The sequence below is a fragment of the Acinetobacter colistiniresistens genome, assembly GCF_024582815.1.
GTDB lineage: Bacteria > Pseudomonadota > Gammaproteobacteria > Pseudomonadales > Moraxellaceae > Acinetobacter.
The window spans coordinates 1,694,455-1,710,702 of the sequence record NZ_CP102099.1 but is presented as its reverse complement, the minus strand read 5'-3'; the positions used below and the strand labels follow the sequence as shown (position 1 = coordinate 1,710,702).

Genomic DNA, 16,248 nt, shown 5'->3' with positions numbered 1-16,248 from the left:
TCTTGTTAGATTTTACGCTCAATGCGTTACTTGCCTCCAAATAAGTAAGCGACACCGACTCGTCCACCAAACTCATTTCCACCAGCAAAACCTAAAGCACCACTTGCTGAAATACGATCAGTAAAGGAAGTGACAACGCCAAGAGATCCAGCAGTTTCACCTTCATAATGACCTATGCCACCAAATACGGCGACTTGGCCAGGTTGAATGTTCGGTACAGCTTGTTGCGCTGCTAATGCAATCGCGATACCACGATAAGCTGTTTTTTGCACATCATCAACACGACGGTTTAATTGATCCGCACGGCTATCTAAACGGTTAATTTCACCTTGTACATCCTTACCTTGCAATATCATCCGATCCGCGACAACTTGGCCTGTAGTAATATGACCTGCATCAATTGTCGTTTTTTGCTCAGTAGTCGTAGATTGCCCAGATGTATCTACATTGGTCTGTGTCGCGGTTAAAACCACACCTTTCACGTTATCTGTACGTGTTTCTTTTATACTCGTCGCAGACTTGTCAGAGGCAACTTTGGTATCAGTACGACTAAGCGTCGAAGACTCACCAATACCAAATTTATCTGTTACATTCACCTGCTTCTTCTCAACAGTTGCCGTCCCTCCACTAACAGGAGTGACCGTTTCAGAACCATAAATCGTTGACGTAGCACTGCTATCTGTACGATTTACGGTTTCATTGCCTCGTGTGATACTGACGGTATCTTTACCATCAGCGGTCAACGACTCTGTCCATTCTTGTTTATCTAAAGATTTTACTTCGCCTTTTGCTAATAAATAATCTTTACCTTGAACAGCAGACAACACACCACGATTGGCATCCTCAACATTGCCTGTTGTATTGTTAATTACAGTACTGTTTTGACTATCAACCTTATAGGTAAAACCACTATTGTCAGTATTTTTAGTTTTTAATTCACTTGTTGTTGCTGAACTATCATTAAATACCATGCCATCTTTTTGCCCAGTCCTATATTCAATATTTTGCTCCGTTGTACTTGCAGTCAAATTACGGGTTGAACCATTAACATTGGTCATAACTTTTGAAGAATCAGTAACGATTATCTCATCAGCCTTTCGCTCCTGACCAATTTGGTAAAGATTTTCAGTTGTTTTTATTGTTTGCTTATCACTCACCGTACCTTGTTCGACAGGTTCACCATTGGCTAGAATAATGTCACCATCAGCATCTTGCTGGAAGGTTTTACCTGAATTTTCAGTTTGGATGGTTGTTGCCGATTCACGATATTTGTCTGCTTTTCCTTTATTAAATATAGTTATCGTCGATTCTTGGTTATCTGCATTTTTTACAGTCCCTGTTGTCCCGTCTGCATAGGTGACAGTTTGGATATTTGTTTTGGTTGTTTTGTTTTCTAATGCCTTTGCTCCACCATCTTGATATGTTTTTCTGTCCTCTAAACTTGATGTACTCAGCGTTGTATCAACAATAATATTCCCAACTCTAGCATTTTTAACTGCTAAACCAGCAGCTACCGTTCCATCACCACGTAATGTATTAGCATCAATATTGGCTTTAGCCGTTCCATCATAGTTATAACCAACATTGCTCGTTATAGCATTTAAATTAATCTTATCAGCACTGTCTTTCATAACCGTTTGGGCTAGTTCTTTTCCTTTGGCATAGTCAACAGTAGTTATATTATCGTGACCATCCCGACTAGTCTGAACTTTGCCAACAGCATCTGTTGTTTTACTTTCATAAGAAGCAGTAGCAATGTTTTCACGTACTTTATCTTGCCCCTCCTGAAATAAACGATCTGTTTGCTGGCTTGTACGTTTATCGTAATTAACAGTGTTTACAATAGGTTTAGCACTTTTAAAAACGATATCCCCATTCAGGCGATCGAATTCAGTTTCAATCGTTTCGCTCGATATATTTTCTATGGCCTCACGGTGAAGTGCATTTTTGCCAACTGAATAGACTTTAATATCAGTTTCATTTGTTCCTTTATTCGCACGGTATACAGTACCACCATCTCTGGTAGTTTCTTTATTATCCCAAGTGGACTTATCGGTGGTATGGTAAGCAATCTCCTGTCCCATTGTCACTTTATCATTACGATTGACCGATCCAAGCTCTGTAGTCACTGTCTGTTGTTCAGCTGCTTTGGTCTCTAATGGTTTACCCGCTTTAAACGTCACCTCACTACGAATATCGCTCCCATTCGCGTCTTGCCCAATCACAACATAATAATGATCTATTCCCTCTGCATCTTTCCAGTTATGAACATCGGCTGCTGTAAATTTGTTCCCATTTACATCAACAGCGACAGTACCGATTTTAAAGTCATCTGCTTTTGCGGATTCAGCCACTGAGACACCAATGATTTTGCTTAGGAATTTATTATCGTGAGTCCCAGCCCGTACGAGATCACGATCAACTTCAATATTTTCTTGTGAGTTACGTGCATATATTGTGCTGTTATCCAGTGAAGTCTTCCAATATTCCTGGAAATCGCCATCTTGTTTGTGGGTCACAATCTTACTTGCCGTACCGTTCATGGTAGATTTCTGGACATTCGTATCAGTCCAGATCGTTGGTGTACCATCATTTAAAATTTGCGTATTGTAAGCATCACCTTTAAGAATACCGCGCTTGCTATTATCTGCCGTATAACGAGTTGGCTGATAAGCTGAGTCATACGACTCAAACGTATTATTCTCCTCAGTTTCTGTTTTTACTGTCGGTTTAGCATTGGCTAATATAACTTCACCATTTTCATTAGTTACAAAATCTCGATATTTTTGTTCTGAACTCGATTTAGATGTACGAATAAAATCTAAAGCATCACTAGTACCTAAAGCAGCTTGGTTAAACTGTGTTTCGGTAAACTCATTTACCCCTTTATCAACACGAATAAAACCATCCAGCATACTTTCTTTCGTATTATCCTGAGACCATTTAGATTCTTTTTTATAATCTAGCCCAGCCGTATTTACATCATCATAATCAACATTTTTGGAACTGAATGCTGATTTATTGGTATCTACTGTAGATTCTAAAATAGACTTTTTATCTGCACTTAAATTAAAAGCAACAACATCTTTAGTTGGATCATTATTTTGATACTGATAATCAGTAGAAACTGTATGATCTGACCAACTTTGCTCACTGCTAGACAATAGACCATCAGCATTTTTACTTTTTATAATACCTGTTGCTGAATCGGATGTTGCTTGATAATCAACATTATTTTGACTAGATTTAGATTCAACCGTACCCACACGAATCGTCTGCCCAGAAACAGGCTTCGCATCTCCTCCCAGTTTTGCTTCAGTGGTTAAATCAGAATTTGTGGTTGAATACTTTTCAGAGCGTATACGTTCATCTGTAGCTGCATATGTCACATCTTCAACTACACCTGCATTAGTTGCAGTGTGCGCTCCAATTACAGTGTTCACATCATCTGCTGCAAATGTAAATCCAGTATCATCCAAACGCTTAGAAGTCGCCTTAATTTCAGTCGCTGGGTTAACTGTTTTATCAAGTTGTACCCGTGTATTTGCAGTTCGAGTGACGTTTCCCGTTGCCAATCTATCATTCCAACTCCTTAAATTAGTTGTAGTTCCAGCCACAGTCGTCGTTGTATTTTTATTATCGCGCGACTCTAAAAGCCCCTTACGGATTTCCTGATAGGTGTAATTACGATAATTAATACCACCAACTTGCGTTTCTGGTCCATTTACAACAGGTGTGGTTTGACTAACAAGCGCTCCAACCAGCTTTGTGCCCTGCATAATAATATCTTGTTGAGAGCTATAGCTCCCCGCTTGCACATTAGTCTCCTCTTGCCCTACTGTTTGTTGATAATCATTATTTAATACCGTATCTGTTTTTGTCTCTGCTAATTCTATTGGTGCAGCAGATACCATTCCAGATAAAGCAGCAACTGCTAATGCAATTGACGTTTTTTTCAAATGTGAACTCATTTTTATCTCTCCTTTTTAATTTTTGAGTTTTCCTATTTTAAAAACAACAACTTATAATGTTTTTGATTTTTTAATTAGGATTCCCTCAATGAAGAATTCTAGTTTCACTTTAAAATTTTATCAACAAAAATTTGATATCCAAAAACTTTTATACTTCCTCTTTTTTCTACACAACAAAAATCATATAAGCACTATCTTGATCTTTAGTAGCAAAATAAAATAAGGTTGTTAAGCTTATGGTTATAAATAAGATTTTACTCAATAAGGCTTAATATCTTTTATGCACGAAACAAATGAAAAGCAGGCTTTTAGCCTGAGACTGAAAGAAGCACTTTCAAACCATCCTTGGGCCAAAACCAGCCCAACATGGTTAGCGAGGGAGTTTAATCTGAGGTACAGTGGAAAATCAGTAAGTGTCCAAACTGCAAATAATTGGCTATTAGGTCTTGCCATTCCGAGTCAAGACAAACTACAACTTTTAGCAGCATGGCTAGAAGTATCCAGTCAGTGGTTACGCTTTGGAGACGCTTCAGTAGAAATCTCGCATCCTGAAACAGTTCATTCTGGTATCCAACTCACACAAATAGACTTACCTGAAAAATTTGCACAACTCTCACCAAAGCAAAAACAACTAGTCTATGAGTTAATTAACGCGCTACTTGATACTAATCCGGTATAAAATCTTTATGAATGGCTTTTATGAGATATAGCTTAAGTAGTTCATTTTCTTTTTTAGCAAAGCCATTTCTTCTATTAACTTTAAATAACTTAATTTATATTTATAAAGCTCTTTAACCTCAATGATTGGATATAATCCATACTCATTCACACAATTAAAGTCAATCATATCGTACCTACCAAAATAAAGATCAACATTTACAACTATCGGTAAAATATCAATTCTAGTATTATAAAATTATATTCAGTATCTTATAAAAAATAAGATATATATTCTTTTATTTATCCTACTAAATTCCAATTATAAATATTGTTAGAATCATCATATATTAAAACCATCTTAAATCCACAATTTGGATAAAAATGTCACAAATTATCAAATTTCACGAACCATTATGTTTTTGGCATAAAAAATCCCTGCATCTGCAGGGACTTTCTGATCTAGACGAAGATGTATTACATCATGCCGCCCATACCACCCATACCGCCCATATCTGGAGCAGCTGGTTTATCTTCTGGGATATCAGTAATCATACATTCAGTTGTCAACATCAAACCAGCAACAGAAGCTGCGTGCTCAAGTGCAGAACGCGTTACTTTCGCTGGATCAAGAATACCCATTTCCAACATATCGCCATATTCGCCAGTAGCAGCGTTATAACCGAAGTTACCTTCGCCCGCTTTAACTGCATTGATCACAACTGAAGGCTCATCACCTGCATTAGAAACGATTTGACGAAGAGGCGCTTCGATTGCACGACGTAAAATGTTAATACCCGCAGTTTGATCTTCGTTAGCACCTTTTAAGTTATCTAACACATTCACTGCGCGTACCAGTGCAACACCACCACCTGCAACAACACCTTCTTCAACTGCAGCACGCGTTGCGTGAAGTGCATCATCTACACGGTCTTTCTTCTCTTTCATTTCAACTTCAGTTGCTGCACCAATTTTGATGACTGCAACGCCGCCAGCTAATTTAGCAACACGTTCTTGAAGTTTTTCTTTGTCATATTCAGACGTTGATTCTTCAATTTGTGCACGGATCTGTTGAACACGTTCAGCGATTTGCGCTGCATTACCAGCACCATCGACAATCACAGTGTTCTCTTTAGAAACAGTGATCTTATGTGCAGTACCTAAATCTTGAAGAGAAGCCTGTTCTAAAGACATACCCACTTCTTCAGAAATCACAGTCGCGCCAGTCAAGATCGCGATGTCTTGAAGCATTGCTTTACGACGGTCACCAAAACCAGGTGCTTTGACCGCACATACTTTGATAATACCGCGCATGTTGTTCACAACAAGTGTTGCAAGCGCTTCACCTTCAACATCTTCAGCGATAATAAGAAGTGGTTTACCTGTTTTAGCAACAGCTTCTAATACCGTGATCAATTCACGGATATTGCTGATTTTTTTGTCAACAAGAAGGATGAATGGATTTTCAAGTTCAGCAGTCAATGTATCTTGCTTGTTCGCGAAGTATGGAGAAATATAACCACGGTCGAACTGCATACCTTCTACAACGTCTAAAGCGTCTTCGAAGCCAGAACCTTCTTCTACAGTGATTACACCTTCTTTACCCACTTTTTCCATTGCTTGCGCAATCAACTTACCAACAGTAGTGTCAGAGTTTGCAGAGATCGAACCGACTTGTTCAATTGCCTTGAAGTCATCTGCAGGTTTTGCATTGGCACGGATATTCTCAACAACCGTTTTCACTGCAATGTCGATACCACGTTTTAAATCCATTGGGTTCATACCTGCAGTTACAGATTTGATCCCTTCATTTAAGATTGCTTGAGCAAGTACAGTTGCAGTTGTTGTACCGTCACCTGCGATGTCATTGGTTTTAGAAGAAACTTCACGAACAAGTTGAGCACCCATGTTTTCAAACTTGTCTTTTAATGAAATTTCTTTCGCAACTGTTACACCATCTTTAGTGATGTGCGGTGCACCGAAAGAACGATCAATCACAACATTACGACCTTTAGGGCCTAAAGTGACTTTCACCGCATCTGCAAGTACGTTTACGCCTGCAATCATTTTTGAGCGCGCTGAATCACCAAATTTTACGTCTTTAGCTGACATGTTAAACTCCGAATCTTTTTAAATTACTGTATCTGATAATTTTTGAGTTATGTTTGGATTAACCTTCAAGTACCGCTAAGATATCCGACTCTTTCATGATCAAGAGCTCTTCACCACTTACTTTTACTGTTGTACCGGCATAAGTACCGAACAATACTTTATCGCCAACTTTAACGTCTAAAGCACGAACGCCACTGTCAGTAATCTGACCATTACCTACTGCGATTACTTCACCTTGAGATGGTTTTTCAGCAGCAGAACCTGGAAGTAAGATACCACCAGCCGTTTTAGTTTCTTCTTCTACGCGACGAATCACAACACGATCATGTAATGGACGAATGTTGCTCATAGTTAACTCCATCAGACTTAGTCTTTTTGATTAATGTGTACCGCCAGTTCTTGGCAATACATAAAATTTTGATATGCCACTTTTGTGGGGTTGAAAAAAATGGCTTCAAGGGGGAAATGAAAAAAAAATCTATTTATAGATGTTTTTTTAATCACAACAGTATGGCGCTGCTGAATTAAACAACATTTTCTGATTTCAAAAAGGCTTGCTGTGTTTCATCTAACCAATAATGTTCAACCGTTCCATCATTCAAAATCGCATTAAAACTATTGGTTAATCCAAAACGTAATCGATTCGAAGTTGCTGTACCGGCATGAATATCTAAAATTGGATGATCAAATCCCAATTGGAAAATCTGATTTAAATCATGCACAGCCACGTTATGCAGATGTCCATGCAATAAACCTGATAAGCCCCGTTCCCCCCAGCGCTCTAATGCAATTTTCGCGAGCACAGGACAGTCCTTATCCCCATGCTGATTGGGAAAAGTATAAAAAGGCTGATGGAAGGTCACCAACTTAAGTTTATTCAACGGCGCATGCTTTAGCTTTTCGTCAGTTTCGTGGATTTGCTCCAGCGAAATATGTCCACGCGTATGGTATCTACGGCGAATGCTGTTCATCCCTACAATATAAAAATGCTCTGTTTCCAATGTGGTTTCCAAGCGACCAAAAAACGCCTGATAACGAACAAAGGGCGAGAAAAAACGGTTCCAGATATGGAAGAGTGGAATATCATGATTGCCAGGAACCACCAGATAAGGAATCGACAATGCATCTAAAAATTGACGACATGCATAGAATTGCTTAAAACGTGCACGCTGGGTGAGGTCACCACTGACAACCACTGCTTCTGGTTGATGCTCTAGACAAAACCGCTTGATCGCCTGAATACAAACTTCACGTTCCGTTCCAAAATGTAGGTCAGACAGATGTAATAGCATCAGGAACCATCACTTTTAATGCAGATTTTTCAACTGAAAATTTTAACGGGGTTTGCATTTCCATAAGCTCTCCATCCACAGCTACGGTTAATTTTGGCTTTTTACAGTCAACCTGTATATGCTCGGCACAAAATGAATACACATCAGCAGCTTGATCAATTTTGCCCTGAATGAGTTTCCATAACATTTTCAATAAACTGAGACGATCACTTTTCGCAACGACAACACCTGCCAACTTGCCATCTGCAGCACATTTCGCAATTCTTAATTTCATATCACTAAGCTGCAGTTGATTATTACCAAAGAAAATCAATGGGGTCGCAACTGGATATTTTTGACCATCTACAGTGACAGCTAATTTCAATGACTTATATTCACGCAGCAATACATCTAAACCCGATGTATAGGCATTTAAGGGAAAACGCCCTAACCGTTGATTATAAAGTTCACGTTTCTTAATAAATAAAGGATAGAGCCCCAAACTCGCATTATTCAAATAAATCTGGTCATTGATCGCTGCCACATGAACATCTTGTATTTTTCCTGTTGCAATTACTTCTGCCGCTTGAGCAACATCAATTGGAATATTTAATGCCCGAGCCACATAGTTAAACGTTCCCAACGGTATAATTCCCATCGGGATATCGGTATGAATTAGCTTCTTGGCAACCGCATTCAGAGTCCCATCCCCACCTGCAGCAACCACTACACCACGAAAATCAGCCTGTCGATGCCGAAGTAAAACATCTTGCATCATCTCATCAAAGTTAACCTGCTGATTTAATTCAAATACCTGGATTTCGAATCCATATTGCGTCCAGAAGGTCATGAGACGCTCATATTCTTCATCCTGTTGCGCTGCATGAAAACCTGATTTTTGATTATAAATAATAGATAAAGGCTGTAAATTCTGAGTCATTAACATCAACCTTAAGGGCGAGAATAATCATATTTTTGTTTACAAAATCAACAAATAAAAGCTTGTTTATGTAAATTTTGAATGAGCTTCATTCATATAATCAATAACAATTCTCAAAAAAGCAAAAAATAAATTAAACTATTGTTTTAAAACATGATTTATAACAAAAATAATATATATAAATAAACAAAATACTAAAATATAAAATAATAAAGTTGTTTAAAAACAATAAAATAAAAATAATTATCCCTAAGTACCTTAATCCCCCACCTATTCTTTAGTCTTATATTTTTATGATTTTATGCTTTAATACAGCCACTTTTTTTACTTCCTCTGTCTTACTGCCATCCAGTAGATAGAACTTGTACGTTGTACACACTTTAAAAAGGCATCACCATGACCCAAGTGAACGCACCAGAATTCGTTCGTCACCCTAAGCTAATTGCATGGGTGGAAGAAATTGCAAAATTAACCAAACCAGCAAAAATCGAATGGTGTGACGGCAGCGAAGAAGAATATCAACGTCTGATGGACTTGATGATCGCTAACGGCACCATGCAAAAACTTAACCAAGAAAAACATCCTGGTTCTTATCTTGCAAATTCTGACCCTTCTGACGTTGCTCGTGTTGAAGATCGCACTTATATCTGCTCTCAAAATCAAGAAGATGCTGGCGCAACCAATAACTGGGTTGCTCCTGCTGAGATGCGTGCAAAATTAAATGGATTATTTGACGGTGCAATGGAAGGCCGTACCATGTATGTGGTTCCCTTCTCGATGGGTCCTTTAGGAAGCCACATTGCTCATATTGGTATTGAGTTAACAGATTCTCCTTACGTTGCTGTCAGCATGACAAAAATGGCACGTATGGGCAAAGCAGTTTATGACGTGTTAGGCACAGATGGCGAGTTTATCCCATGTGTACACACTGTTGCTGCACCTCTTAAAGATGGCGAGAAAGATGTTGCTTGGCCATGTAATAATGAAAAATATATCGTTCACTATCCAGAAACACGTGAAATCTGGTCTTACGGTTCTGGCTACGGCGGTAATGCACTACTAGGCAAAAAATGCTTGGCATTACGTATTGCGTCTGCAATGGGTCGTGAGCAAGGCTGGTTAGCTGAACACATGCTTATTTTAGGCGTGACCAACCCACAAGGTGAAAAACACTACATCGCAGCAGCATTCCCTTCTGCTTGTGGTAAAACCAACTTTGCAATGTTGATTCCACCAGCGGGCTATGAAGGTTGGAAGATCGAGACTGTAGGTGACGATATTGCTTGGATTAAACCAGGTGAAGATGGTCGCTTATATGCCATCAACCCAGAAGCTGGTTTCTTCGGTGTTGCGCCTGGTACAAATACCAAGACTAACCCGAACTGTATCGCAACGATGCATAAAGATGTGATTTATACCAACGTTGCAGTGACCAAAGACGGCGAAGTATGGTGGGAAGGTCTAACTAAAGAAGTTCCAGCAGACCTGATTACTTGGAAAGGTCAACCTTACGTTGAAGGCGAAAAAGCAGCGCATCCAAACTCACGCTTTACTGTTTCTGCAGGTCAATGCCCTTCGATTGACGCTGACTGGGAAAATCCAGCAGGTGTACCAATCTCTGCATTCATCTTTGGCGGTCGTCGTGCAGACACAGTACCTTTAGTTTCTGAAGCATTTGACTGGGTGGATGGCGTTTATAAAGCAGCAACCATGGGTTCTGAAACCACTGCCGCAGCTGTTGGTCAACAAGGTATCGTACGTCGTGACCCATTCGCAATGCTTCCATTTGCGGGTTATAACATGGCTGATTACTTCGGTCACTGGTTAGACATGGGCAAAAAAGTCGGCGCGAAAGCTGAAGCTGCGGGTAACAAACTACCAAAAATCTTCAACGTAAACTGGTTCCGTCGTGATGCCGAAGGTAACTTCGTATGGCCTGGTTTTGGTCAAAACATGCGTGTTCTTGAGTGGATCATTGATCGTTGTGAAGGTCGTGCAGAAGCGACTGAAACACCGATTGGCTATGTTCCAACTTACGAACAATTGAACTGGACTGGTCTTGATTTCTCTAAAGAGCAATTCAACACTGTTACCGCTCAAGACAAAGATCAATGGATCAAAGAGCTTGAAAGCCACACTGAGCTATTTACTAAACTTGGTGCTCGCTTACCTCAAGCGCTTAAAGATCGTCAAAATGAATTATTAGCAGCGGTTAAATCTGCTTAATCATCATTGACATAAAAAGGTCGCTTCGGCGGCCTTTTTTGTCATTTTAAGCTGACAAACTATAATAAACTAACAGCCTTAAACGTGATTTTCACCCATCGAAGATGAACAAATTAAGACTTTAATGTGCAAGCAAAAGTCAGTTTAAAAATATAAAGAGATCTGTATCTCATCGATTTAAACAGGAAAAGTTATGCAACAAGACATTACAACTGCACAAGATTTTTTAAAATTACTCCCAGACTCAGACACTGTCTTTGCAGCCAGAGACTCCTTTCTCACAAAACATTTACTCCCCCTCATTTCGATTAACCTTGCCCAGATCAATCCTGAATGGCAAGGCTGGATTCATTTAGTCAATCCCATTGAACCTTATGAATGCTACATCGGCTCAGAAACAACGGAGTTCCACAATGAATTTGCGCATGAAAATTGGTTTATTTTACAACTAGATGAACAATCTCAATATCATTGGCTAGCTGATCAGCACTATTTTATTCTAGAAAATAACAATCAAGCTTCATATACTGACGTTTTTAATCATAGCCAAGAAATGCATGCGGATTTTCAACAGGTCAAACAACGTTTCTTAGAACAAAAAAGAGTAATTAGCACCTCTGATGTCAAGTATCAGAATAAGAAACCCGCCATCTTACTCAATCAATTGGGTGGTGATGCAAGTTATGGCAACTGGTGCTATCCCATCGGAGAACAACTTAAATTGAAAAATATTGAACAAGATGACAATTGTTTTGTACAGATCTTTGATCAACATGAACGACGTTATTATTTTATTGCTTCCGCATCGGGTTGGGAATATTGCAATCACGGTGCCGACAATATCTTGATGTTTTATCAACCCGAAACTCGACGCGTCTTATTTACCTTTGACTGGACATAACTGATCACAGGTCGCTTCGGCGGCCTTTTTTATTGTCGCCTCTTCGAAAAATTCTATTAAATTCGCCTATCAATACAACTATTCCCATTAACCTAACAATGAAATAAATTGCAAAATTAATAAATATTAACAATAATTATAATAATAATATTTCTCATTTACATGGTTGTAGACATGAGCCTCCCCCCCTTTTTTAAGCGTACACCTCTCTTTTTAGCCATCTCAGGATTTATCTCCATTAGTTCATACAGCCATGCGCTAGATGAAGGGTCAAAACAACTCCCAAGCATCAAAGTGCAAGCGATTCAAGATGATGATAATAGTGAAAAAACTCAGGCATACACGATTAAAAACAGCGCTAGCGCTACTAAACTCAATATTGAAGCCAAAGAAATCCCTCAAACCATTAATGTGGTGACACGTCAACAAATTGAAGATTTTGGATTAACCAGCTCTAGAGATATTTTAAATAACACACCAGGCATTATCGTCAACTCCTCCGAAACTGACCGCTCAGTGTATATGGCACGGGGATTCGAAATTTCAAATATTCTGGTCGATGGAGTCGGATTTCCCGCGAGTGGCTGGAACTATAATGACACCAACCCAGATAGTTACTTCTATGACCGCATAGAAGTCATCAAAGGTGCAGATGCACTGACCAATGCATTTGGCGATCCAAGTGCGACCATCAACTATATTCGCAAACGCCCAACCAAAGAATTCCAAGCCAATGCAGGTTTAAGCTATGGTTCATGGGATACCCAACGCTACGAAGCTGATGTTTCTGGCAGCCTCTCTTCAAATATTCGTGGTCGTCTGTCTGGATTCGAGCAAACGGGCCATTCCTATTTAGACCGTTACTCATCTGAGAAAAATGGGATTGCAGGGGTTCTAGAAGCGGATATTACAGACCAGACGTTATTGACTATCGGTGCCAGTCAAGAAAAAAACAAGCCGAATGCCAACAATTGGGGTGCGCTCCCGCTCATGGATGCTTCAGGCAAACAAATTAGTTATGACCGCTCTTATAACCCGAATCCAGATTGGGCTTACTGGGACAACACATCACGCAATGCCTTCATTGAGTTAAAGCAAAAATTCTTAGAAACATGGTCTGCCAATCTAAGCTACAACTATAACGAAAAAGATCGCCAAAGCCAGCTACTCTACTATTATGGCTACCCTAAAGCAGACGGTTCAGGCATTTCACTCACTCCAAGTGGCTTTCTGGAAAACAATAAACTACATACTGCCGATTTTAATTTGCAAGGTAAATTCGACCTATTCAATCGCGAACATGAAGCCATTGTTGGCTATACCTTCTCCAAAAGTCATCAAAATGACCATGAGAAAAAAGGAACACTTCTGGATAGCAATATCAGCTATGTTGACAATAGCCCCTATACAACCGATTGGGCGAGTTGGACACCCAGTAGTGTAAGTTGGTCTAATTTTTCTCAAACAGCTGACTATACGCAACGCAACCAATCGGTTTATGCTGCCACACGCCTTCATCTGAATGACGACCTCAAATTAACCTTAGGCGCAAACTATGTTCAGGCCAAAAGTGAAGGCTCAAGCTATAATGCACCAATGAATTATAATGAAAGTAAAGTTTCACCTTATGCAGGCCTTAGCTATAACTTCACACCTGAATATACAGGCTATATGAGTTATACCTCTATTTTTAGACCACAGACCTCAGTTAATGAAGCGACGGGGAAAGTCGCAGATCCAATCAAAGGACAAAGTTACGAACTTGGATTCAAAAGCTCATGGCTAGATGACAAGTTAACGGGAACACTGGCCATTTTCCGAACGGAAGAAAATAACTATCCGCTACGCGCTACGGATGGCAATCCACTTAATCGTAAAGTCGCAATCAGCGACCTACGCTCACAGGGTGTAGAAGTTGGTTTGGCTGGTCAGTTGACCGATCAAGTCAATGTTTCTCTGGGTTACACTCAATTTAGCTTACAAGATTTAAAAAATGGCGGGGCAGCCAGAACCTACAACCCAACACAAAGCTTTAACCTCCTCACCACCTACTCTCCAACACAGTTACCAAAACTGAAAGTTGGTGCCGGTTTAAAATGGCAAAGTAAAATCAGTCGTTTAGACCCTACCTATGCCACTTATCTTCAACAAAGCGATTATGCACTGATCAATTTAATGGCAAGCTATGAAGTTAACCCGCGTTTCAGCATTCAAGCCAATGCCGATAATGTGACCAATAAAAAATATCTAAATAGCTTTACCGATGGTCAATCCTTTTATGGTGAGCCAGCGAACTACAGCGTTGCACTCAAGTTTAAATACTAAACCGTAAAGGTTCAGCCCAAACAAAAAATAAAAAAGCCCCTTGTCCATGCATGGACAAGGGGCTTTTTTATCAATAACTTTTAAGCAGCAACAGTGGTGTTTGGTTTATTTGCCAAATAAGCATCCAGGTTTTCAATTTCATTTTGCGCAAAGTTCAAACCGAGTTTAGAACGTCTCCACAAGATATCCTGACTGTTCGTTACCCATTCAGAACCACACAAATAGTCGACTTCTTTTGCATATAAGCCTTGGCCAAAATACTGACCCAGCTGTTCAACCGAGGTTGCTTCGCCCAAAATACTCCAGATACGTGAGCCATAAGCAGATGCCCAACGTTTCGCTAAAGCTTCTGAAGCATCTGTGACTTGTGCGCGAATTTCTTTTGCCAGCTGCTCAGCCGACTCCATATTTTCACCGCCAGGCAATGCTTCTGTTGCAGTCCAGCTCCCCTTCATTTCAGGGAAGAATGGCTTTAATTGCTGCATTGCAGATTCTGCCAGCTTGCGATACGTGGTTAACTTACCACCAAAAACCGAAAGTAACGGCGCTTGCTCATCACCCTCTTTAGACAATGCCAAAGTATAGTCACGCGTAATCGCCGATGGATTATCTGACTCATCATCACACAGTGGACGCACGCCTGCAAAAGTCGAAATAATATCCGCTTGCGTCAATTGATTCTTAAAGTGTGCATTACTCACTTCAATTAAGTAATCAATTTCTTCTTGTGTAATTTTCACTTGTGCTGGATCACCTTGGTATTCACGATCCGTCGTACCAATCATGGTGTATTGGTCTAAATACGGAATTGCGAACACAATACGACGGTCATCATTCTGCATAATAAAGGCTTTATCACCTTCATACAGCTTCGGCACAATAATATGGCTACCTTGAATCAAGCGAATGCCATAGGGTGATTTAAGCTGCAAATCTTGCTTAATAAACTGTGCAACCCACGGACCCGCCGCATTCACCAAAGCCTTGGCTTTAATCTGGAACTGGCCTTGTGCATTTTCCAAGTCAACAACCCAGTACTGCCCTTCGCGTTGTGCCGATAAACAACGGGTACGCGTCACAATGTCAGCACCCTTTTCACGGGCATGCATTGCATTGAGCACCACTAAACGAGAGTCATCAACAGCACAATCTGAGTATTCAAAACCACGCGTAATCGCTGAGTTTAATGGGCTGTCTTCTTTAAAATAGACATTATTTGAACCCAATAACTTTTCACGTTTACCCAAATGATCGTAGAAGAACAATCCTGTCCGAATTAGCCAAGCTGGACGCAAGTGTGGACGATGCGGCATGATAAAACGCATTGGTCGAATAATATGCGGTGCTTTTGCCAATAACACTTCACGCTCGGCCAAGGCTTCGCGTACAAGACGGAACTCTTTATGTTCAAGATAACGTAAACCACCATGAATCAACTTACTGCTTGCAGAAGAGGTATGGCTGGCTAGATCATCTTTTTCACATAGGAATACAGATAAGCCTCGACCCGAAGCATCTGCGGCAATACCAACACCATTGATACCACCACCAATCACAGCTAGGTCGTAAATTTTGTCATTTGACTGAGGAGAAGTTTGCATAAGTCACCGCAAATTTTCATTATTGTTCAATAACGAACATTAAAACATGCAAAATGAAAATAAACAACAAAAATAGTCAAAAAAATGCCAATTTATAGGCATTTTTAGATAAATAATCAAAACTGAAAATAGATGTATACAAAAAGATCACGATTGAGCAATGCAAAGACCGCTCGGGCTTACAACATTCTTCTTATTTAAATAAACCTGAGCCAGAGACACTCGGCTCAAGAAAAGTAACAAT

10 protein-coding genes are annotated in these 16,248 nt (G+C 39.8%); 4 read left to right on the top strand and 6 right to left on the bottom strand.

The window, feature by feature from the left end:
• Positions 1 to 26 precede the first annotated feature (26 nt).
• On the bottom strand, positions 27 to 3,971 hold the full coding sequence (locus tag NQU59_RS08185; RefSeq protein ID WP_257065800.1) for a YadA C-terminal domain-containing protein: 3,945 nt from the start codon (positions 3,969 to 3,971) through the stop codon (positions 27 to 29).
• A gap of 280 nt (positions 3,972 to 4,251) precedes the next feature.
• Here NQU59_RS08185 and NQU59_RS08180 point away from each other — a divergent pair, with 280 nt between their 5' ends.
• Positions 4,252 to 4,650, top strand: coding sequence for a hypothetical protein (locus NQU59_RS08180; protein ID WP_257065798.1), 399 nt, complete (start codon positions 4,252 to 4,254; stop codon positions 4,648 to 4,650).
• A 455-nt stretch (positions 4,651 to 5,105) separates the two neighbouring features.
• Here the strand turns inward: NQU59_RS08180 and groL are convergent, their stop codons facing one another.
• The 4 genes from groL to NQU59_RS08160 form a co-directional block, all read right to left on the bottom strand.
• On the bottom strand, positions 5,106 to 6,740 hold the full coding sequence (groL, locus tag NQU59_RS08175) for a chaperonin GroEL (protein WP_005243511.1): 1,635 nt from the start codon (positions 6,738 to 6,740) through the stop codon (positions 5,106 to 5,108).
• A gap of 58 nt (positions 6,741 to 6,798) precedes the next feature.
• Positions 6,799 to 7,089 carry a co-chaperone GroES gene (locus tag NQU59_RS08170; RefSeq protein ID WP_005243512.1) on the bottom strand — a complete coding sequence of 97 codons (291 nt, stop codon included), beginning with the start codon at positions 7,087 to 7,089 and terminating at the stop codon, positions 6,799 to 6,801.
• Between the two features lie 175 nt (positions 7,090 to 7,264).
• Complete coding sequence (locus NQU59_RS08165; protein WP_257065787.1) at positions 7,265 to 8,032, bottom strand: metallophosphoesterase family protein; 768 nt, start codon at positions 8,030 to 8,032, stop codon at positions 7,265 to 7,267.
• Positions 8,013 to 8,951, bottom strand: coding sequence for a diacylglycerol/lipid kinase family protein (locus tag NQU59_RS08160; protein ID WP_257065785.1), 939 nt, complete (start codon positions 8,949 to 8,951; stop codon positions 8,013 to 8,015). Before NQU59_RS08160 ends, NQU59_RS08165 begins: the two co-directional genes overlap by 20 nt.
• A 396-nt stretch (positions 8,952 to 9,347) precedes the next feature.
• Between NQU59_RS08160 and NQU59_RS08155 the strand changes: the two genes are divergently transcribed.
• From NQU59_RS08155 to NQU59_RS08145, 3 genes are all read left to right on the top strand, one after another.
• The gene (locus tag NQU59_RS08155; protein ID WP_005243517.1) at positions 9,348 to 11,177 is read left to right on the top strand and encodes a phosphoenolpyruvate carboxykinase (GTP); all 1,830 of its coding nucleotides are present in this window, start codon (positions 9,348 to 9,350) and stop codon (positions 11,175 to 11,177) included.
• A 193-nt stretch (positions 11,178 to 11,370) separates the two neighbouring features.
• Entirely contained in the window at positions 11,371 to 12,078 is a 708-nt protein-coding gene (locus NQU59_RS08150; RefSeq protein ID WP_257065776.1) for a hypothetical protein, read from the top strand.
• A gap of 162 nt (positions 12,079 to 12,240) precedes the next feature.
• Positions 12,241 to 14,403, top strand: a complete 2,163-nt coding sequence (locus NQU59_RS08145; protein WP_257065774.1) for a TonB-dependent siderophore receptor — start codon at positions 12,241 to 12,243, stop codon at positions 14,401 to 14,403.
• Positions 14,404 to 14,483: 80 nt separating this feature from the next.
• Here the strand turns inward: NQU59_RS08145 and glpD are convergent, their stop codons facing one another.
• Positions 14,484 to 16,004 carry a glycerol-3-phosphate dehydrogenase gene (glpD, locus tag NQU59_RS08140; protein WP_043972582.1) on the bottom strand — a complete coding sequence of 507 codons (1,521 nt, stop codon included), beginning with the start codon at positions 16,002 to 16,004 and terminating at the stop codon, positions 14,484 to 14,486.
• Positions 16,005 to 16,248: the final 244 nt, after the last annotated feature.

Bases quoted from the DNA above. Each gene is read 5' to 3' on its own strand.
- NQU59_RS08185 (WP_257065800.1), bottom strand. From the start codon at position 3,971: ATGAGTTCACATTTGAAAAAAACGTCAATTGCATTAGCAGTTGCTGCT.
- NQU59_RS08180 (WP_257065798.1), top strand. From the start codon at position 4,252: ATGCACGAAACAAATGAAAAGCAGGCTTTTAGCCTGAGACTGAAAGAA.
- groL (WP_005243511.1), bottom strand. From the start codon at position 6,740: ATGTCAGCTAAAGACGTAAAATTTGGTGATTCAGCGCGCTCAAAAATG.
- NQU59_RS08170 (WP_005243512.1), bottom strand. From the start codon at position 7,089: ATGAGCAACATTCGTCCATTACATGATCGTGTTGTGATTCGTCGCGTA.
- NQU59_RS08165 (WP_257065787.1), bottom strand. From the start codon at position 8,032: ATGCTATTACATCTGTCTGACCTACATTTTGGAACGGAACGTGAAGTT.
- NQU59_RS08160 (WP_257065785.1), bottom strand. From the start codon at position 8,951: ATGACTCAGAATTTACAGCCTTTATCTATTATTTATAATCAAAAATCA.
- NQU59_RS08155 (WP_005243517.1), top strand. From the start codon at position 9,348: ATGACCCAAGTGAACGCACCAGAATTCGTTCGTCACCCTAAGCTAATT.
- NQU59_RS08150 (WP_257065776.1), top strand. From the start codon at position 11,371: ATGCAACAAGACATTACAACTGCACAAGATTTTTTAAAATTACTCCCA.
- NQU59_RS08145 (WP_257065774.1), top strand. From the start codon at position 12,241: ATGGTTGTAGACATGAGCCTCCCCCCCTTTTTTAAGCGTACACCTCTC.
- glpD (WP_043972582.1), bottom strand. From the start codon at position 16,004: ATGCAAACTTCTCCTCAGTCAAATGACAAAATTTACGACCTAGCTGTG.